14 protein-coding genes are annotated in these 19,603 nt (G+C 67.9%); 10 read left to right on the forward strand and 4 right to left on the reverse strand.

Features of this window, described 5'->3' with window-relative positions; genetic code table 11:
* Window positions 1-102: 102 nt before the first annotated feature.
* Entirely contained in the window at window positions 103-273 is a 171-nt protein-coding gene (locus HNQ61_RS23010) for a hypothetical protein (protein WP_170040166.1), read from the reverse strand.
* Between the two features lie 353 nt (window positions 274-626).
* On the opposite strand from HNQ61_RS23010, the gene HNQ61_RS23015 reads away from it, so the two are divergent.
* Together HNQ61_RS23015 and recG are read left to right on the forward strand one after the other, a co-directional pair.
* On the forward strand, window positions 627-878 hold the full coding sequence (locus tag HNQ61_RS23015) for a pinensin family lanthipeptide (RefSeq protein WP_170040168.1): 252 nt from the start codon (window positions 627-629) through the stop codon (window positions 876-878).
* A gap of 158 nt (window positions 879-1,036) precedes the next feature.
* Window positions 1,037-3,109 carry an ATP-dependent DNA helicase RecG gene (recG, locus tag HNQ61_RS23020; RefSeq protein WP_170040170.1) on the forward strand — a complete coding sequence of 691 codons (2,073 nt, stop codon included), beginning with the start codon at window positions 1,037-1,039 and terminating at the stop codon, window positions 3,107-3,109.
* A gap of 848 nt (window positions 3,110-3,957) precedes the next feature.
* Here the strand turns inward: recG and HNQ61_RS23025 are convergent.
* Window positions 3,958-4,167, reverse strand: a complete 210-nt coding sequence (locus tag HNQ61_RS23025) for a hypothetical protein (protein WP_170040172.1) — start codon at window positions 4,165-4,167, stop codon at window positions 3,958-3,960.
* Window positions 4,168-4,519: 352 nt separating this feature from the next.
* On the opposite strand from HNQ61_RS23025, the gene HNQ61_RS23030 reads away from it, so the two are divergent.
* Window positions 4,520-4,780, forward strand: coding sequence for a hypothetical protein (locus HNQ61_RS23030; protein WP_170040173.1), 261 nt, complete (start codon window positions 4,520-4,522; stop codon window positions 4,778-4,780).
* Window positions 4,781-5,470: 690 nt separating this feature from the next.
* Here HNQ61_RS23030 and HNQ61_RS23035 read toward each other — a convergent pair.
* Both HNQ61_RS23035 and HNQ61_RS23040 read right to left on the reverse strand, forming a co-directional pair.
* Entirely contained in the window at window positions 5,471-6,601 is a 1,131-nt protein-coding gene (locus HNQ61_RS23035) for a thiolase family protein (RefSeq protein WP_170040175.1), read from the reverse strand.
* A gap of 117 nt (window positions 6,602-6,718) precedes the next feature.
* Window positions 6,719-9,019: a 3-hydroxyacyl-CoA dehydrogenase/enoyl-CoA hydratase family protein gene (locus HNQ61_RS23040; RefSeq protein ID WP_170040177.1), complete on the reverse strand. Its 2,301-nt coding sequence runs from the start codon at window positions 9,017-9,019 to the stop codon at window positions 6,719-6,721.
* 782 nt (window positions 9,020-9,801) lie between these two features.
* On the opposite strand from HNQ61_RS23040, the gene HNQ61_RS23045 reads away from it, so the two are divergent.
* The 7 genes from HNQ61_RS23045 to HNQ61_RS23075 all read left to right on the forward strand — a co-directional run bounded on the left by HNQ61_RS23045 (window position 9,802) and on the right by HNQ61_RS23075 (window position 19,351).
* Window positions 9,802-11,043: an acyl-CoA dehydrogenase family protein gene (locus tag HNQ61_RS23045; RefSeq protein ID WP_170040179.1), complete on the forward strand. Its 1,242-nt coding sequence runs from the start codon at window positions 9,802-9,804 to the stop codon at window positions 11,041-11,043.
* Window positions 11,040-11,861: an SDR family oxidoreductase gene (locus HNQ61_RS23050; protein ID WP_170040181.1), complete on the forward strand. Its 822-nt coding sequence runs from the start codon at window positions 11,040-11,042 to the stop codon at window positions 11,859-11,861. The genes HNQ61_RS23045 and HNQ61_RS23050 overlap by 4 nt, the downstream gene beginning before the upstream one ends.
* Entirely contained in the window at window positions 11,861-12,925 is a 1,065-nt protein-coding gene (locus tag HNQ61_RS23055) for a phosphotransferase family protein (protein ID WP_170040533.1), read from the forward strand. Before HNQ61_RS23050 ends, HNQ61_RS23055 begins: the two co-directional genes overlap by 1 nt.
* Before the next feature lie 258 nt (window positions 12,926-13,183).
* On the forward strand, window positions 13,184-14,410 hold the full coding sequence (locus HNQ61_RS23060) for a PPC domain-containing protein (RefSeq protein ID WP_170040183.1): 1,227 nt from the start codon (window positions 13,184-13,186) through the stop codon (window positions 14,408-14,410).
* A gap of 666 nt (window positions 14,411-15,076) precedes the next feature.
* On the forward strand, window positions 15,077-16,285 hold the full coding sequence (locus HNQ61_RS23065) for a PPC domain-containing protein (protein ID WP_170040185.1): 1,209 nt from the start codon (window positions 15,077-15,079) through the stop codon (window positions 16,283-16,285).
* A gap of 129 nt (window positions 16,286-16,414) precedes the next feature.
* Complete coding sequence (locus HNQ61_RS23070) at window positions 16,415-17,170, forward strand: SDR family oxidoreductase (protein ID WP_170040187.1); 756 nt, start codon at window positions 16,415-16,417, stop codon at window positions 17,168-17,170.
* Window positions 17,171-17,671: 501 nt separating this feature from the next.
* Window positions 17,672-19,351 carry a WD40/YVTN/BNR-like repeat-containing protein gene (locus HNQ61_RS23075; protein ID WP_170040189.1) on the forward strand — a complete coding sequence of 560 codons (1,680 nt, stop codon included), beginning with the start codon at window positions 17,672-17,674 and terminating at the stop codon, window positions 19,349-19,351.
* The last annotated feature ends 252 nt before the right edge of the window (window positions 19,352-19,603 follow it).

A 19,603-nucleotide genomic window follows, 5' to 3' on the forward strand; every position in this document is an offset into this window, starting at 1 on the left:
CGCGCCGCGCAGTTCGTGGGGAGTGACGGTGTTGCCGCGGCGACGGAAAAGGAGCGGGAGCCGGCACCCGTGAGGGCGCCGGCTCCCGGTGACCGGCGGTGATCAGCCGTTGTTCTCGCCGGCGTCTTCCAGATCCAGCGTGCACACCTGGCGCGTGCAGTAGCAGGTGATGGACACCTCGGCCGCGTCCAAGGTGCCGCGCCCGGCGATGGGCAGCTCCGTCTGGAAGCTCTCGATCCGCAGGTCATCCACCTTCATGCTCAGCTTCTTCATTGGAACTCCTCGGGTTGTGATGGTGGACGCGCGTCGTTGAACGCGCGGCCTGAACAACTTCTATCGTCAGGAAATGATAGCCTCCAATCACGCATCCGCAACCCCGGGCGACGCGCGGGGGCGCAGACGATGGTTCCGCGCGTCCCCTCCTCCGCCGTCACTCTGCAGGGATCAGGTACGCACCGTGTGCGCGTGACGTCGAGCACTCCTTGCGGTGTAATCCGGGAACTTTCGTCGATCCAGCATTTCGCCACAAGAAACTTGCGTTTGACGACAGTAAGGCAATATTCCGAAAACCCTTCCGGCGGTCTCATGCCGCTGGATCGAACCCATCCCGGACAGAATGGAACCCCATGAACAAGCTGAAGCTGACGCTGGAAGACCTGTCGGTGGAATCGTTCGGCACCACCGAGCTGAACGACGCGGATTCCGGAACGGTGCGGGGCTTCGAGAGCGATTCCACCTGCGAGGAGCGGATCTGCACCTGTGCCGAGGAAACGGAGTGGGACGTGAGCTGCGGAACGTGCGGCATTGAGAACACGTGCCAGAACACCTGTCCCACGCACTTCTTCTGCCCCACCCGCTACCCGTATCCGGGCTGCTGATCCACCGCGTCCAGAACGACGGCGCCTCCCGGGAACGCTCATCCCGGGAGGCGCTGTCCGTTGCGGCACTCGCGCGCATTCCCTCATCCGAATACATTCCGAAGCTCCCGGGAAGGGTTCCCGGCGCACTCACGCACCCAGCACTCACGCACTCCAGAGTGCCGACGTACACCGAGCTGGACCGGCCCGCGCAGTTCCTCAAGAACGTGGGTCCCAAGCGGGCGGATCTCCTGGCGAAGCTGGGGCTGCTGACCGCGCGGGACGTGCTTTACCACGTCCCGCACCGGTACGAGGACGCCTCCACCGTCACGCCCATCTCCGCGCTGGAGCCGGGGATGGACGCCACCATCATCGGCCGCGTGGTGAGCAAGGGCGTGCTCCCCACCCGCCGCGGGCTGCGCATTTTTCAGGCGGTGGTGCGCGACGGCGGCGGGCTGATCGAGTGCTCGTGGCCGGGGCAGCCGTTTCTGGACCGGCAGATCGCGCGCGGCGACCTGCTGCTGCTGCGCGGCACCTGCCGCTTCTACCACGGCCGCCAGTTTCAGCCGCGCGAGTACACCACGCTGGCGCGCGAAGGCGAGGAATCCACCGAGGAAAGCGGGACCATCTTTCCCGTCTATCCCGCCACGGAAGGGCTTACGCACCGGCAGGTGCGCACGCTGATCGCCGAAAACCTGGACGGCCTGCTGCGCCAGGCGCGCGACGACGACCGCCTGCCCCGCGACGTGCGCGAGCGTGCAGGCGTCGTCCCGCTGGCCGAGGCGCTGGAGGCCATGCACCGCCCCACCACGCTGGCGGACGCGGAGCGCGGAAGACAGCGGCTGGCGTTCGAGGAGCTCTTCTTCCTCCAGCTTCTGCACGCGCAGGCCCACCACCGCGCGGCCGCGGAGCGCCCCGGCATCGCGTTTCCGCGCCGCGACACGCTGGTGAAGCCGTTTCACAAATCCCTGCCCTTTGCCCTGACCGGCGCGCAGAAGCGCGTGCTCAAGGAGATCGGTACGGACATGGCCAGCCCGCGGCGCATGAACCGGCTGCTGCAGGGCGACGTGGGATCGGGCAAGACAGTCGTCTCCCTTTTCGCCATGCTGCGCGCGCTGGAGAACGGCTATCAGGCCGCGCTCATGGTGCCCACCGAAATCCTGGCCGAGCAGCACTCGCGCACCCTCATCAAACTGCTGGGCGACCTTCCGGTGAGCGTGGGCCTGCTGACCGGCCGATTGAAGACCAAGCAGTGGGAAGAGGTCACTTACCGCATGGCGGCGGGCGACGTGGACATCGCCGTGGGGACGCACGCGCTCATCCAGGACGGCGTAGCGTTCCACAAGCTGGGGCTGGTGGTCGTCGACGAGCAGCACCGGTTCGGCGTCAAGCAGCGGCAGGCGATTCAGGAGCGCGGCGACAACAGCGACACCTTGGTGATGAGCGCCACGCCCATCCCCCGCTCGCTCGCGCTGACGCTTTATGGCGACCTGGACATCTCGGTGCTGGACGAGCGGCCGCCCGGCCGCCAGCCCATCAAGACGGCGCTGCGCAACGAGTCCGCGCGCCCCAAGGTGCTCAAGTTCGTCGCGGAGCAGGTGGCGCTCGGCCGGCAGGCGTACATCGTCTACCCGCTGGTGGAGGAGTCGGAAAAGGTCGATCTGAAAGCGGCGACGGTGGAGTTCGAGCAGCTCAAGGAGGTGTTTCCCGAGCTGCGGCTGGCGATCATCCACGGGCAGATGCCGGGGGAAGAAAAGGATCGTGTGATGCGATCGTTTTCCGCCGGGGAGATCGACATCCTGGTGTCGACGACGGTGATCGAGGTGGGGATCGACGTGCCGAACGCCACGGTGATGGTTATCGAGCACGCGGAGCGGTTCGGGCTGTCGCAGCTGCACCAGCTTCGCGGGCGCGTAGGGCGCGGCTCGGAGGAAAGCTTCTGCATTCTGCTGCACAGCGGCGGCGAGGCGGCGCAGCGGCTGAAGATCTTTGCGTCCACGGAGGACGGGTTCGCGATCGCGGAGGCGGACCTGCGGCTGCGCGGCGCGGGCGACCTGTTCGGCGCGCGGCAGTCGGGGCTGCCGGCGTTCCGCTTCGCCGATCTGGAAAAGGACATTCAGCTTCTGTCCGCCGCGCGGGGGGAGGCGCGCGCCATCGTGGACCGCGATCCGGAACTGGCCAGCCACCCCGAACTGCGCGACGCGCTGGAATCCCGCTACGGGGACCGTGCCCGCATGTTCCACGTGGGTTGAGGCGAATGGGGCGGATTATCGACGTCGAGAGTTGGATCGACTAAATCGGGTTGATGCGGAAAGGTTGGCTCGGCGGACGGCTGGGAGGCCCCTCCCCCGGCCCCCATAGGCGTCAACTTTATTTTGCAAAGCCTATCTGCGACGGCTAATTCGACCAGATTTCGCCAGCTTTGCGCCACCGTGATTGTAAAAATACGGGGCTAAGAGGGCTCGATATGGCTTAAGTTCGCGCCTATGCCCCCGGCCCCTCCCCGTGCAAACTGCCGCCCGGAGAGGGGAGAAGGGCAACGACTTTAGGCTTCGGATGGTGCCGCGCGGTCGGAGAGGCCCGCTCTCCCCGGCCCTCTCCCCCGCTCCGCGGGAGAAAGGGAGACCTCAGTGCGAGGAGTTGGTTCGGCTCGGGCTGGCCGGTTTGGATCTGCACCGAGCCGGGAGAACGGCGGATCCGTGCACTCCGGATGGCTTGGCGCGGCCGCGGGCACCCCTCTCCCCCCGGCCCCCTCTCCCGCAAGCGGGAGAGGGGGAGACCTCAATGTCGGGGCGTACTGCGGCTTGTCCTTACCGATCCCACGCAGTTGAAGCCCCGAACCGGACGCGCCAGCGGCCGGTGTCGGGGCTTTGCGCTGTTGGAGCGGCGGATTCATTCGCTCAACACAATTTGGCGGCCGGAAGGGTTCCGGTTCAACAAAAGACCGGTGGGATTCGTATGTTCGAGGCGTGGTTTCAAACCGCCGGGCGGCCGCCGCGGACGCAAACGACGGCTTTGCGCGGCATGAGAAAAGACGGAGGCCACGGAGAATGTTCTCCGTGGCCTCCGTCTGTCTGCGTCATCGGTGGAGATGCGTCGATCAGCCGTCCTGGCCGTCGCTGCCGCGCTTGCTGTGCTCGTCGCGCGGATGGCCGTGGCCCTGGTTCATGGAGACGCCGGTAGAATCGGTGTCGTGATCGGTGCCGCTGGTAGCCGGATGCGCGTGGTGGCTGTCGGGTTCGGTGCCCGCGGGGGTGTTGCCCGTGGTGCGGCCGCCCGGCTCCTGGTACGTCGTCTTCAGCTTGGTCATGCGGTTCCTCCCACTCGGTGGCCAATGCGCCCGCGGCTGCGGGCGAGTCTGCACAGGTCGCAAGTATCGGTCCGTAAACAAGATGCAGACGATGGCGGAAGAGGTGTCTGGCAGCTCCGGAACAGATTGCGACGGCGGGTTAACGGGGCCATTGCGCACTCCGTCCACCGCGCTTACGTTCGCAGAGGAGCCCACGCACGCCCTGCGGTGCAGTACGAAAGGAGAGGTGCCGGATTGAAGATCTGCGACCTGATCCGCATCCACGACGAGCGACGCTCCACTCACCGGAACGCCCTGCAGCCCGCGCGCTGCACGGGCGTTTTTCGTTTCACCCGCCCATGGGGAGGCTGAGATGCTCGATTCGGGGATGATCAACAAGATCCACAAGGCTCGTGAGTACGCCGCGGAGCCGGGGCGCATCCACTTCAACCGGCTGGAGGTGGAGTTCGATGGAAAGAACGGGAGCCACAACGTAGGCTTCAACGAAGGACATTGGCACTGCGACTGCGACTACTTTCGCCACCACAGCACGTGCAGCCACACGATGGCGATGGAGCGGGTGCTGGGGGTGATGGCGCCCGCGGAAGCCGAGGCGATTTCCATTACGGTGTGAACGATCCCGCGCCCGCACCGGGCGCGCGCCACAACGCAGATCGCCGCGGGAGCAGGACTCCGGCGGCGATTCGCGCGTTCAGTGGGCAGGATGAGCTCTCATCCTGGATCTGTTTCGACGAGATTCGATGCGACGGTCGGGGTTCACGGGCGGGCCCCCACCCGGGCTCGTACTACTCGCCCACCCTCCCCCAAAAAAACCTGGGGGAGGGTTGTCGGGGCGGATGGTTTGGCACGCGGGGCGGACATCGTGTCGCGCCCAGACTCTCCTGAGCGAATGAATCCGCCGCTCAAACCGCGGGAACCTCCGACACGTCGCTATTCGCGCCCCGTTCGGGGCTTCAACTACCTGAAACGGCAACCGCGCCCGGCGCGTACCCCCGCCAGGTGGCCGCATGAATCTCCGCTGAAGAATCACGTAATCCGACCGCGCGACACTTGACCGGGCGACGAGAACTGCGCCGCGTCCCCCATGACCGCCCCCAGATGCAGTTGAAGCCCCGATCGTGGACGCGTCAGCGGCCTCGATCGGGGGTTCCCGCTGTCTGAGCGGCGGATTCATTCGCTCAGGATGGATGCGGCACGCGCGTGTCCCCGGGTCTCATGTTCGATCATTCGTGCGATGATCCAAACCCATGCAAAACGGCCGGCGGATAGACTCCGCCGGCCGTTTTGCTCGTTCAGGCGTGGATCAGCCGTAGACCTCGAAGATGCCCGCAGCGCCCATGCCGCCGCCGACGCACATGGTCACCAGCCCCATGCCGCCGCCGCGCCGCCGCAGTTCGTGGATCAGTTGCGCGCCCAGCTTGGCACCCGTGGCGCCAAGCGGGTGGCCCAGCGCGATGGCGCCGCCGTTGACGTTGGTCTTTTCCTCGGGCATGTCGAGATCGCGCATCACCGCCAGCACCTGCGCGGCGAAGGCCTCGTTCAGCTCGATGAGGTCGATGTCGTCCATCGTCATCCCCGTGCGCTTCAACGCGTTGGGCACGGCCAGGGCCGGCGCGATCCCCATGATCTCCGGCGCCACGCCGGACGTGCCGAATCCCACGAAGCGCGCCAGGATGGGCAGGCCGAGCGCCTCCGCCTTTTCGCGGCTGGTGAGCACCATCGCGCCCGCGCCGTCGCTGTACGGCGACGCGTTCCCCGCCGTCACCGAGCCCTTGGCCTTGAACGCCGGCCGCAGCCCCGAAAGCTTCTCCAGCGAAGTATCGGGGCGCACCAGTTCATCCACCGTGAAGTCGCCGCTGGCGGTGCGCACGGGGACGATCTCGTCGCGGAAGCGGCCCTCGGCGAGCGCGGCCGCGGCGCGCTGGTGGCTGCGCAGTGCCCAGGCGTCCTGATCTTCGCGGTTCACGCCCCAGCGCTCGGCCACGTTCTCCGCCGTGAATCCCATCCCGATGTACGCCTCGATCATCTCGGGATGAAGCTCCTTGTGATGGCCACCCATGGGGATGCGGCTCATCATCTCGATGCCGCCGGCAAGCACGGTATCCGCCATCCCCGTCATGATGCTGGCGGCCGCCATCGCCACCGTCTGCAGCCCCGACGAGCAGAAGCGGTTCACCGTCGTCCCCGACACCTCCACGGGGAATCCGGCGCGCAGCACGGCCATGCGCGCGATGTTGGTGCCCTGCGCGCCCTCGGGGCTGGCGCAGCCGAGCATCACGTCATCCACATCCTTGGGCTGCAGCCCCGACGCTTCCACCGCACCGCGGATGACGTCGGCCGCCAGGTCCACGGGATGGACGTTGAAGAGCGACCCGTCGGACTTGCCCTTTGCCACCGCGCTGCGCACGGCGCTCACGATTACTGCTTCGTGCATATGATTGCCTGCCTTGCAGGAGAAGAGTGCCCAGTTTCCAAGTGCCCAGTGCTCAGGTTCCAGTGCCCAGCCCAGAAGCCCGTGCTGGGCACTTGGCACTTGGTACTTTCTTTTTCCTCAGTTCCGCAGCGGCTTACCGGTCTTGAGCGTGTACTCGATGCGCTCCTGCGTCTTTTCCGTCCCCAGCAGGCGAAGGAATCCCTCGCGCTCCAGGTCCAGAATGTCCTGCTCGCTCACCTGGCGCGGCGCGCCTTCGCCGCCGCAGAGCACGCGGGCGATTTCGGTGGCGATCAGCACCTCGTGGTCGCTGATCTGCCCGCCCTCGTGCAGCGACCACACGCCGTAGCGCAGGTTGCCGATGGCGCGCTGGCCCAGCGCGGGGATGGTGCGCGGCGGCGGCGGCGCGTAGCCCGGCGCCAGATCCAGCACCCTCAGTTTGGCGTCCGCGATCAGGTGGTCGCGGTTCATGCTCACGCGGTCCGCCTCGCGCAGAAAGCCCAGCTTCCGCGCCTCCAGTGCGCTCGCGGAGGTCGTCGCCATGGCGATGATGCCGAACGCGCGGCGCACGCCGTCGAACAGGTCCGACTCCTCGTACGGCTGAAGCTCGGAGGTGAAGCGGAAGAGCAGTTCCTTGGTGCCGCCGCCCGCCGGAAGCAGGCCCACGCCCGTTTCAACCAGGCCGACGTACGTTTCCGCGTGCGCCTGAACGCGGTCGGCGTGCAGCGTGATTTCCGCCCCGCCGCCCAGCGTAAGCCCGAACGGCGCGACGACGACGGGGAACGGCGCCTTGCGCAGCCCGGTGACCGTGTCCTGAAAGAAGCGGACGGACTGCTCCAGTTCGTCCCAGCGCCCCTCGCGCGCGGCGGTGAGCGTGGCGACCAGATTGGCCCCCGCGCTGAACGCCCGCGGATCGTCGTGGCTGATGACGAGCCCGGCGCGTCCGTCCCGGTCCACGTGTTCGATGGCGGCGCGGATCATCCGCAGTACGCCTTCGCCCAGCGTGCCCATCTTGCTGCGGAACTCCAGCAGCGCCACGCCGTCGCCCAGATCCAGCAGCGCCGCCTCGTCGTTCTCCTCCAGCACGCCGCCCGCGCGGCGCACCGACGCGAGCGAGATCACGCCCTCGGCTTCCGGCAGCGTCTGCCGCGATCCATCGAACGCGAGGAAGGTGCGGCCGTCCTCGCTGTAGAAGCGGTCGCCGGCCTTGGTCAGCAGCTCCGGCTCATCCAGCCCCTCTTCCGCCATCGTCTGCCGGACGAGATCCAGCCCGACGGCGTCCATCTGGCGGAACGGGCCCGCCTCGAACGCGAAGCCCCACTCCAGCGCGCGGTCCACGCCCACGATGTCGTACGCCAGCTCCGGCGCCTTTTCCAGTGCGTAGTGCCAGGCGCGGGCAAACTGGGCGCGGGCGAACGCGCCGTACTTTCCTTCCAGCTGCAGCACGCCGCGGATGCGGTCGGCGAGCGGCTTCTTGGCGATTTCCGCCACGCCGGGGATTTCCGGCTTCTGCTGCGGCGCGTACTCGCCCGTCTTCCAGTCCAGCGTCTGGATCTGCTTGCCCTGCTTGCTGTAGAAGCCCGCGCCCGTCTTTTCGCCCAGCCGCCCCTGATCCACCAGGTCCAGCGCCCATTTGGGCATGGTGAAGTCCTCGCCCGTCGCTTCGGCCAGGCCGCCACGTACGTGCTTGAGGATGTCGAGGCCGGACAGGTCCGCCGTGCGGAAGGTGGCGCTCTTGGGGCGGCCGGTGAGCGGGCCGTTGATGAGGTCGACTTCGTCGATGGTAAGGTCGTGCTCCTCCATCAGCCGCATGGTCTGCACGCTGCCGAACACGCCGATGCGGTTGGCGATGAAGCCCGGGACGTCCCTGGCGAGCACGACGCCCTTGCCCAGCATCCGCTCGCCGAACGCGGTGAGCGCGGCCAGCGCCTCGGGCGAGGTTTCCGGCGTGGGGATGATCTCCAGCAGCCGCAGGTAGCGCGGCGGGTTGAAGAAGTGCGTGCCCAGAAAGCGCCTGCGGAAGCTTTCGCCGCGGCCTTCCACCAGCACCGACATGGGGATGCCGGAGGTGTTGGTGGTGATGAGGGCGTGGTCGCCGAGCAGTTCCTCCAGCCGGGCGTACAGCGCCTGCTTGGGCCCGGGCTGCTCGATGATGGCCTCCACCACCCAGTCACAGTCCGCCAGCAGGCCCAGATCGTCTTCGGTGTTGCCGGTGGTGATGAGGCTGGCGCGCGCGGGATCCATGAAGGCCGCCGGCTTGCTCTTGGCGATGCGCTCCAGTCCCTTGCGCGCCGGCCCGCCGCGGTCGCCCTCGCCGGGGATGTCCAGCAGCACCACGGGGATGCCCGCGCTCGCGGCCAGGGCGGCGATCCCCGCGCCCATGGTTCCCGCGCCCACCACGCCGATCTTTCGGATTCGCATACGCCTTCCAGTCAGGGTCCGGTACCAGGTCGCCGCGCCGGCCGCGGAGGGGGCCGGCGGCCCTTGTGTTTCCGCCACTCCGCCCGAACGTCGTTCGGAACGTGCGCGCCGGAAAGCAAGGTGTCAACTTGAGCGGGGCTCATCCAGTGGCGGGTTGCGGACGGCTGCGTTGTGCGATGATGAGGGGGTTCATGTGGGCGGGCAATCAACCCGGGACCAGAGATGGGTGCGGCGGACGGTGTGGCCCTCACCCCGCGTGCTGCGCACGACGACCCTCTCCCACGAACGGATGTGGGAGAGGGAGCACACCCCAGTGCCGTGGGGATCGGAAAGACGAGTGGAGGAGATTCGTGTGCTCCGGATGATTCGGTGCGGCCGCGGGCAGCCCTCTCCCCCCGGCCCCCTCTCCCGCAAGCGGGAGAGGGGGAGACCTCCGCGCCGGGGCTGGTTCGGCGGGCACGGCGGGAACCCGCCCGGCGGTTAAAACCGCGCCTCGAAACACACGATGTCCGCCTGCGCGGACCGCGGCCACTGCCTCTGCGCACTCCCCGATGCTGTTGAAGCCCCGAACGGCGCGCGAATAGCGCCGTGTCGGGGGTTCCCGCGGTTTGAGCGGCGGATTTATCCGCTCTCGTTGGGGGAGGGTGGGCCGGTGGTGCCGGCCCGGGTGGGGGCCCGCCGTGGAGCACGCGCATTGCACGCGTGGCTGTCCCCGCGCCCCGTGCATAGATTCGCGGGCACCCCGCGAGCCCCGCATCGCGACCGCAACCCGCAGAACCAACATGGACTTCACCCCCAGCCCCCGGACGGAGCAGTACCTGGACGCCGTCCGGCGCTTCATGACGCAGCACATCGACCCGGTGGAGCCGCGCTTCTGGGCCGAGGTGCGCGCCGCCAACCCCGACGGCGACTGGCGAAAGTGGACCATCCATCCGCTCGTGGAGGAACTCAAGGCACGCGCGCGGTCCGAAGGGCTGTGGAACCTGTTTCTCCCCGACTCGGAACTCGGCGCGGGGCTCAGCACGCTGGAGTACGCGCCCGTCGCCGAGCAGATGGGGCGCAGCTTTCTGGCCCCGGAAGTCTTCAACTGCGCCGCGCCCGACACCGGCAACATGGAAGTGCTCTGGCGATACGGATCCGCCGAGCAGAGGGAGCGCTGGCTGGCGCCGCTCCTCGCCGGGGAGATCCGCTCCGTGTTCTGCATGACCGAGCCCGACACCGCCTCGTCCGACGCCACCAACCTGCGCGCGACGGCCGTGGTGGATGGCGATGAGATCGTGCTCAACGGCACCAAGTGGTGGTCCAGCGGCATCGGCGATCCGCGCGCCCGTGTCGCGATCTTCATGGCGCGCACGCCGGACGAGGCGGCGGACCGGCACCACCTGCACAGCATGGTGCTGGTGCCGCTGGACGCACCCGGCGTGGAAATCCGCCGCATGCTCCCCGTCTTCGGCAGCTACGACGCGCCGCACGGCCACGGCGAGGTGAGCTTCACGGACGTGCGGCTCCCGCTTTCCGCCGTCGTCGGCGCACCCGGGATGGGGTTCGAGATCGCGCAGGGACGGCTGGGCCCGGGGCGCATCCACCACTGCATGCGCTGCATCGGCGCGGCGGAGCGGGCGCTGGAACTGATGGTGGACCGCGGGATGAGCCGCACCGCGTTCGGCAAGCCGCTCATGAGCCTGGGCGGCAACCGCGAACGGCTGGCGGACGCGCGCATCGCCATCGACCAGGCGCGGCTGCTGACACTGTACGCCGCGTGGAAGCTGGACGCGGTCGGCGCGATGGCCGCCATGACAGAGATTTCCGCCATCAAGGTCGCCGCCCCCAACGTCCTTCAGCGGGTGGTGGATGACGCCATGCAGATCCACGGCGGCGCGGGGATGTCGGATGACACGCCGCTGGCGGGCTTCTTTGCGCAGGCGCGCAGCCTTCGCCTGGCGGACGGGCCCGACGAGGTGCACAAGGGCGTGATCGCGCGCATCGAACTGGCGAAGCGCGGCTTTGGCGGGAGACGGTCGTGAAGCGCGTCTTTGTCACCGGCGGCGCGAGCGGGCTGGGACGCGCGCTGGCGGAGCGGTACGCCGCGGACGGCTGGCGCGTGTGCATCGCCGACGTGCACGACGCGCGCGGGGCGGAAACGCTCGCGGCGCTCCGCAACTCCGGCGCGGAAGCGGAGTTCGTCCACTGCGACGTGACGCGCGAAGAGGACCTGATCGCCGCGCGCGACTTCGTGGAGGCGCGGTGGGGCGGCGTGGACGTGGTGATCAACAACGCCGGCGTGGCGGGGGCCGGGGCCATCGACGCGGTGACCATCGATGACTGGAAGTGGATCATCGACATCAACCTGCTGGGCGTGGTGCGCGGCTGCCGCGTCTTTACGCCGCTCTTCAAGCGGCAGGGCGGCGGGCACTTCGTCAACGTCGCGTCCATGGCCGGCTTCATGGACGTGCCCATGATGAGCAGCTACAACGCCACCAAGGCCGCCGTCATCTCGCTTTCGGAGACGATGCAGGTGGAACTGGCGGAATGGAAGATCGGCGTCACCGTCGTCTGCCCGTCGTTCTTCAAGACCAATCTGACCGACAGCTTCCGCTCGCCGGAGCCGCGGCTGCGCGACATCACCCAGCGCCTGCTTGACCGCCCCGGCCCGAGCGCCGCGGACGTGGCGGAAGACGTGTTCCGTGCGGTGCACAAGGGCGGCTTCTACGTCCTGCCCCACGCGGAGGGCCGCCGCGCGCTGCTGACCAAGCGCCTGCTGCCGCGCGCGCTGTGGGCACGAATGCTGGCGAAGCAGACGCGCGCCTTTACGCGAGACAACCGTCCGGGCGGTGGCGGATGATGGAGGATCGCGCCTCCGCCGTCCGCTCCGGCGAGGAACTGGATGCCGCGGCCGTGCACGCTTGGCTGCGGACGCTCGTCCCCGGTCTGGGCGACGGGTCGCCGGAGGTGACGCAGTACGCGGGCGGCGCATCCAACTGGACGTACCGCCTCCAGTATCCCGCGCACGACCTCATCCTGCGCCGGCCGCCGGCGGGAACGCGCGCCAGGTCCGCGCACGACATGGGACGCGAGTTCACCGTGCAGCAGCGCTTGGGGCCCGTCTATCCGTACGTCCCGCGGATGGTCGGGCTGTGCGCGGACGAATCGGTGATCGGCGCGGAGTTCTACGTGATGGAGCGCATCGCGGGCCTCATCCCCCGGCGGCGGATGCCGGACGGCGTGCGGCTGGACGCGGAGCAGACGCGGCGCCTGTGCCTGTCCGTCATCGACCGGCTCATCGAGCTGCACGCGATCGATCCAGCGATGGCGGGATTGGAGTCGCTCGGGCGCGGGCCGGGGTACGCAAGGCGGCAGGTGGCGGGTTGGAGCGATCGATACGAGAAAGCGCGCACGCCCAACGTCCCCCGCTTTCGCCGCGTGCGCGACTGGCTGCGGGCCAACGCGCCGGACGACGTGGCGAGCTGCGTCATCCACAACGACTGGCGCTTCGACAACGTGGTGCTGGCCGCGGACGATCCCACGCGCGTGATCGGCGTGCTGGACTGGGAGATGGCGACGGTGGGCGATCCGCTGATGGACCTGGGCGGCGCGCTTGCCTACTGGGTGCAGGCGGACGACAACGCGCTGATGCGCACCACCCGCCGCCAGCCCACAGACCTGCCCGGCATGCTGCGCCGCGAGGAAGTGGTGGAATACTATCTCGGCCGGACGGGATTGAAGCCGGAGAACTGGGCGTTCTACGAGGTGTTCGGCCTGTTCCGGCTGGCGGTGATCGCGCAGCAGATCTACTTCCGCTACTGGCACCGGCAGACGCGGAATCCGGCGTTCCGCAACTTCTGGATCCTGGTCAACTACTTCGACTGGCGCTGCCGCGGCATCATCCGCCGCAGCGGCCGGCCGTAGGCTCCATCTCTCCATCCGCCACGCGCGAGCCACTCCGTGTCGTGGCGGCGGCCCTCGCCCGCCAGAACGCGTCACGATCCGCCGCGCGGGGCCGGAAAGCCTTGCGGCGCGGATGCAAACCGGACACGTTGCGCACGCGGCGTTCGCCTCGTTGGGGCGATCACCGCGCCGCGTTCCGGCAATCCGTTTTCCCACGCGGGCCGTCGCGTCCCCCGCATCCGCACTGGATGCGGGTCCTTTTTTCTGATCGGTCCCGCGATGACGTTCCCCAGATCCCTCGCCCGCGTGCCGCTGCTGGCGGCCGCGCTGGCGCTGGCCGCCTGCTCCGACTCCGCCAATCCGGTGCAGCCCGACTTCCGCCAGCCGGACGCGGACCTCACCGTCGCCCTCACCTGCACCGTCTCCACGCGCGGCGGCGAGGTGCGCTGCACCGACGGCGTGGCGATGGGGGGCGGCGCGCGCGGCATCATCCTGGGCGGGCAGAACACCTACATCCGCCTCGCGTCCAGCAACATCCAGGTCACGCCCGGCTCGCTTTCGTTCGACGTGACCGTCGAGAACATGATCGCGCAGCCGCTGGGCGTGGCGGCGGATGGAGAGGTCGATTCCGCCGGCGTGCGGGTGTTCTTCGTGGCAGGACCGTCCTCCACCAGCGGCGGATCGGTGACGGTGGCCAACCCCGACGGCATGGACAGCTTTACCGGGCCGGACCAGCCCTACTTTCAGTACGAGGGCGGGCTCTTCGCGTCCAGCGTCACCGACGAAGTGAGCGAGCCGAAGACCTGGACCTTCGGGTTCACGCCCGAGGTGGAGAACATCACCTTCAAGGTGCTGGTGGCCGCGCAGCTTCAGTGGCCCGACGGCTTCATCCTGAACAACCCCTGGGTGGTGACGCTGGACCCCCAGGAGGCGGTGGAATTCACGGCGTCCGTCTACAACGCGCTGGGCATGCCGCTGCCGGACGAGCCCGTCACCTGGTCCAGCGACGCGCCGGCGATCGCCTCCGTCAATGGACCGTTCATCACCGCCGGTACGTCCAACGGGTTCGCGCAGCTCACGGCGATGAGCGGGACCAGGCCGGGGCTCTACCCCACCTGGGTCTCGGTCTGCCAGTCGGCGGTGGTGGGCAATGGAACCAGCCTGCCCGCGTCCCTCACGGACAGCGACTGCTTCAGCAGCTATGGCAGCGAGACGGGCACGCCCACCACGGACTTCTACGCGGACCTGTACCGCGTCACGCTCGAGGAAGGCCAGACCGTCACCGTCACCCTGGATTCCGGCGACCAGCTGGACACGTTCCTGCTCGTGACCGTGCCCGGGCTCGGCGTGGTGACCGCCTTCAACGACGACGACGACCAGGAAACGCTGGGAGTGGGCTCGCGGGTGGTGTTCACGGCCCCGATCTCCGGCGTGTACGTGATCGAGGCGAGCACCTACAACGAGCTGGATACGGGCGACTACACGCTGGGCGTCACCATCTCCTGATCGCGTGGGTCGGGGTGGATGAACGGCGGGGCGGAGACACGGTCTCTGCCCCGCCGTTTCCCAATCCCGGCACACCCGCCGCTTCCGATCAAACCGCCGCACGCCGATCATGAGACCGGCCGATGGATTTCGCGATCCGGATCGTCGGGGTTTCCCCGCTTCCCTGCTCTTGTCCGCCGGACGAATCGAGACGACGAGGATTGGGGACAGAAAAGGATCTCTTCGGCACGACTGGATCAGACCGAACCCTGCTCCCGATACGATCGCATTGCAAAATCTTACCGCAAAGGAACGTTCTACGTGACTGCTTCAGTCCTGCGGGGACGGCGTTCCATGGAAAGTCTTCGTGCGGGATCGTACAATTTTCGTCGTCACACAGGTGCCATCCCGGCGCGGTACCTTCCCTGAGATGGCTCATTGCTTGCGGTGCAGCCGCCCGACATTCTGCCCAGGGTGATACGCGGGGTTTCCACGATAACTTCCGCGAACCTTGCGAAACATCGGTCATTCGGCCAGGTTGCGCTCGCGGCGTGAGCCCCTTATGGGGCGGCCGCGGCGTTGCGGTTCCGGCATGCGTTCGACGCACCATGGGCGGCACGTTCTCTCGTTCCGGCATTCGCTCCCGAGTGCCGGCCCTTGTTCACTGCCCCGCGACGCCAAGTATCAATGAACAACCTTTCCCGTCTGCCCCTGATCGCGGCCGCGCTGGCCCTTGCGGCGTGCTCCGACACGTCCAGCCCGGTTCAGCCGACCGAGAGCCGCGAGCCGGAAAACGCGATCACCACCGCCCTGACCTGCACCGCGTCCACGCGCACGCGCGAAGTCCGCTGCAGCGACGATGCGGCGCTCGCGGACGGGGTGCGCGGCGTCATCGTGGGCAACCAGAACGGCTACGTGCGCCTCACGTCCAGCAACGTCACCGTCGCCCTGGACACCATCTCGTTCGATGTGACCGTCGAAAACCTGATCGCGCAGCCGCTGGGCACCACCAACGGAAGCGCCCCGGAACCCGAGGGTGTGCGCGTGTTCTTCGTGGCGGGGCCGGCGTCCACCGGCGCGGGCACGGTGACGGTGGCCAACCCCGATGGGGTCGCGACCATCAACGGGCCGGACCAGCCGTACTTCCAGTACAACGGCCCCCTGTCGCAGAACACCATCAGCGAGCCCAGGCGGTGGAAGCTCCAGTTCAGCCCCGAGGTGACCAACGTCACCTTCAAGGTGCTGGTGTCGGCCGCGGTCCAGTTTCCTGACGGGTACGTCGATAACACGCCGTACGTGCTGACGCTGAACCTTGGCGAAACCCGCAATCTTCCGGGCGCCGTCTTTACGGTCGTGGGGAATCCCGTACCGGGCGCGGTGATCGACTGGTCCAGCAGCAATCCGGGCCTGGCGTCGGTGAACGGCTCGCAGGTCACGGCGGGCGGAGGACGGGGTTTCGCGACGCTGACTGCGACGAGCGGTTCGCGGCCGGCGACCTACTCCACCGTGGTGTCCGTCTGCCAGTCCACGGTGGTCAACAACGGAACCAGCCTGCCGTCGTCCATCGCGGGCACCGACTGCTTCAGCAGCTACGGTGACCCCACCGGGCGACCCACCAATACCTTCTACGCGGACCTCTACCGCGTGGCCCTCAACGCCGGCCAGACCGTCACCATCACGATGGACTCGGGCGACGATCTGGACACGTACCTGCTCCTGGCCGACCCGCGCCTCGGCTTCCTGGTGGCCGGCAACGACGACGACGACGAGGGAGTACTGGGCGTGGGCTCGCGGATCGTTTACACCGCCACGGAAACCGGCGTGTACGTGATCGAGGCCAGCACCTTCGGGAACCTGGACACGGGCAACTACACGCTGAACGTCACCATCAACTGACCCGGCGGGCATGATGGATGAAAGGCGGGGCGGATGCAGTGCATCCGCCCCGCCTTTCTGCGTCCGCCCATCCGTTCCGCGCGACGGCGTACTCGGCCGCCCGTCATCCACCGAACAACCTCCACCCGCATGCGCGCGACACGAACCAAGATCCTCATCACCGGCGCCAGCAGCGGGCTGGGCGAGGGGATGGCCCGTGCCTTTGCGGCGATGGGGCGCAACTTGGCCCTGTGCGCCCGCCGCACGGACCGGCTGCATGCGCTGCGCGATGAACTGACGGCGCGCCATCCGGGCATCCGCGTCGAAGTGCGCGCGCTGGACGTGACGGACGCGCCGCGCGTGTTCACCGTCTTCCGCGAGTTCGAGGCGGAACTGGGCGGGCTGGACCGGGTGATCGTCAACGCGGGGCTGGGCTCCGGGCGGCGGATCGGCACCGGGCACTTCGATGAGAACCGCCGCACGGCGGAAACCAACTTCGTGGCGGCGCTGGCGCAGTGCGAGGCCGCGGTGGAGATCTTTCGCGCGCAGAACCGCGGGCACCTGGTGACCATTGCGTCGGTGAGCGCCATGCGCGGGCTGCCGCGCCACCTGACCGTGTACGCCGCCAGCAAGGCAGGCCTCGCCGCGCTCACGGAGGGGATCCGCGCGGAACTGCTCGCCACGCCCATCCGCGTCACCACCGTGTTTCCCGGCTACATCCGCACGGAGATGAACCAGGACGCCCGCAGGCTCCCGTTCGAGGTGGACGAGGCCACCGGGAGCCGCGCCCTGGTGGCCGCCATTGAGCGGGAGCCGGCGCGGGCGTTCGTTCCCGGCTGGCCGTGGACGCCCATCGCCTTTGCCATGCGGCACCTTCCGCTTTCCGTCATCGCCCGGCTCACCTGATCGCGGCGGATCAGGCGCCGGGGACGAAGCCGCTCCGCGAGTTGCTTTCGCTTTTCCCCGCCGCGCCTACGGCGGACGATGCGGACCGGAGGGAGAGTCGAATCAGGCTGTGCGGCTCTCGGGCTGGAGCATCTGAAGCTGCCGCAACGACGGCGGAAAGCTCACGAACAGATGTGAGGCTTTACTTGTGAGACCGGCAGAAACCACCTATTACGACGCTTCGTGCACAGGTGACCACTGCCCCCGATCGCACGGCGCGGCGATTGCCCCGGCCTGCACCCGACCGATTCCAAGAGCCGCTCTCAATCAGACATCGCGTTCAGCGGCTGTTGGTGTAAACTGTTTCCGACATAAGACTTGGACGATATGCCGGGCAATCGTTGCCGAGTGCAGAAATGATTGCATCCAACGTCCTGCTACATTAGATTGTCTCACTTGCAACGAACTTCTCGCGGGTCCGCACCTCCGGGCCCGCTCACCCGATCCGATCGGACGCCTTACATGAGCTTGCACCGGCGCATCCTTTCGCTGGGTCTTCTCAGCCTGGCCGCCTGTACCGCCGACGTCACCACCCCGCAGAACGAGCTGCCCGGGGATGGTCCGTCCAAGGAAATCCAGCACGAGTGGACCAATGGGGCGTACGGGCTGCTGTTCCTGCCCAACACGGTTCCCGCGGGCTATCCGGCGTTCGACAACAATGTGCAGCCCACGCTGCGCATGTGCCGCATCACCAACATCACGACGGGTGCCTGCACCACCACCCCCGTCACGTGGACGCGCGCTGCGGGCAACTCGGCCAACTACAACCGCAGCATCACGGTGAGCTCCACGGCGTACAGCCTGAGCTGGCCCGTGACCAGCACCTCCGGTCTCGCTTCGGGGCAGACGTACCGCATGACCGTGATAGCCGGCGGACGCACGCTGGGCTGGCAGGACGTGCGCATCGTGTCCAACCTGTCGGGCTACAACGCGGTAGACCAAGACGACTTCAAGCCTTGCTACAACACCGGCAACTGCGTGATCTCGTTCCGCATCGGGGTGGGAACGCCCGGCTCCATCAGCGTTTCCACCAGCAGCGTGAGCCTGAACGTGGGCGACGGCGTGGTGGTGACCGGGCAGGTGCGCGACCTTCGCGGCAACGTGATGGCCAACGTTCCGGTTTCGTTTGAGCTGGAGTCGGTGTCGCAGCCCGCGGCCGCCCAGCTGGACAGCGGCATGGTGGTGGCGCAGCGGCCGGGCACCTCCATCCTGTGGGCCGGCTACCTGGACCTGTGGGAAGACATCCCCGTGACGGTGACGGACACGCGCCGCGCGTGGACCAAGCTTACGTCCAAGGACGACCAGGGCAACCGCGGGATCTGGGGCACCGCGGCCAACAACGTGTACACGGCCAACTACATGGGGCTGTGGAAGTACAACGGCAGCACGTGGGGAACCATTCCCGAGGCGCGCTGGCGCACCTTCTACGACGTGTACGGCACCAGCGCCAGCAACGTGTTCGCCGTGGGCGCCGACGGCCTCATCATGCGCTACAACGGCACCACGTGGAGCGCCCAGCGCTTCAACGGCACCACCGTGGCCAACGAGCCGCTCTACGCACCCGTGACCCCCGCGCGCAAGTACACGCTGCGGGCGCTGTGGGGACTTCCGGCGCAGAACTTTACCGTGACGGTGGGCGACAGCGGCACCGTGCTGTACCACGACGGCACCAGCTGGACCGACTTTTCGGTGCCCACCAACGCGGCGCTGACCGACGTGTGGGGAACGGACTACAACAACTTCTACGCGACCACGTCCGACGGACGGCTGATGCGCTGGAACGGCTACGCGCTGTCGTACGTGCCGGGCGTCGACGCGCCGGGCCCGCTGAACGCGGTGTGGGGCACGTCGGCCAGCAACATGTACGTGGCCGGCGACAACGGCATGCTGTACCGCTTCAACGGCACCAGCTGGACGCGCATCTGGCTTCCCACGCGCGCCACGCTGTACGCCATCTGGGGCACATCGGCCACCAACATGTTCGTGGGCGGCGAGGAAGGCGCGTTGTACCGCTACGACGGGACTTCGTGGATTCCCGAAAAGAGCAACGGGGGAAACAGCCAGATCTACGGCTTCTGGGGCACGGCCAGCGGCACGGACCTGTTTGCCTCCGGCGCCGGCGGCCTGGTCACCAAGCGCTGAGCTCCGCGGATCGGATTGACGACGAGCCGGCCCCGCCTCCGTGGCGGGGCCGGCTTGTTTTCGTCAGGGACATCCGGGTGAGGGATTTCACCTACTCGGGGCGGGAGGCCCCTCCCCCGGCCCCCATACGCGCTAACTTATTCGGCTAAGCAGTGACAAGCCAGTTAGTTGCAGCGCTCGTTTTCGTGGCCGCTCACGCAGTCGCCGGCTCAACTCGCGGCCGCGGCGCAGCAGTTCGCTTGGCAGGCTGGG

The organism is Longimicrobium terrae (assembly GCF_014202995.1).
Taxonomy (GTDB): domain Bacteria; phylum Gemmatimonadota; class Gemmatimonadetes; order Longimicrobiales; family Longimicrobiaceae; genus Longimicrobium; species Longimicrobium terrae.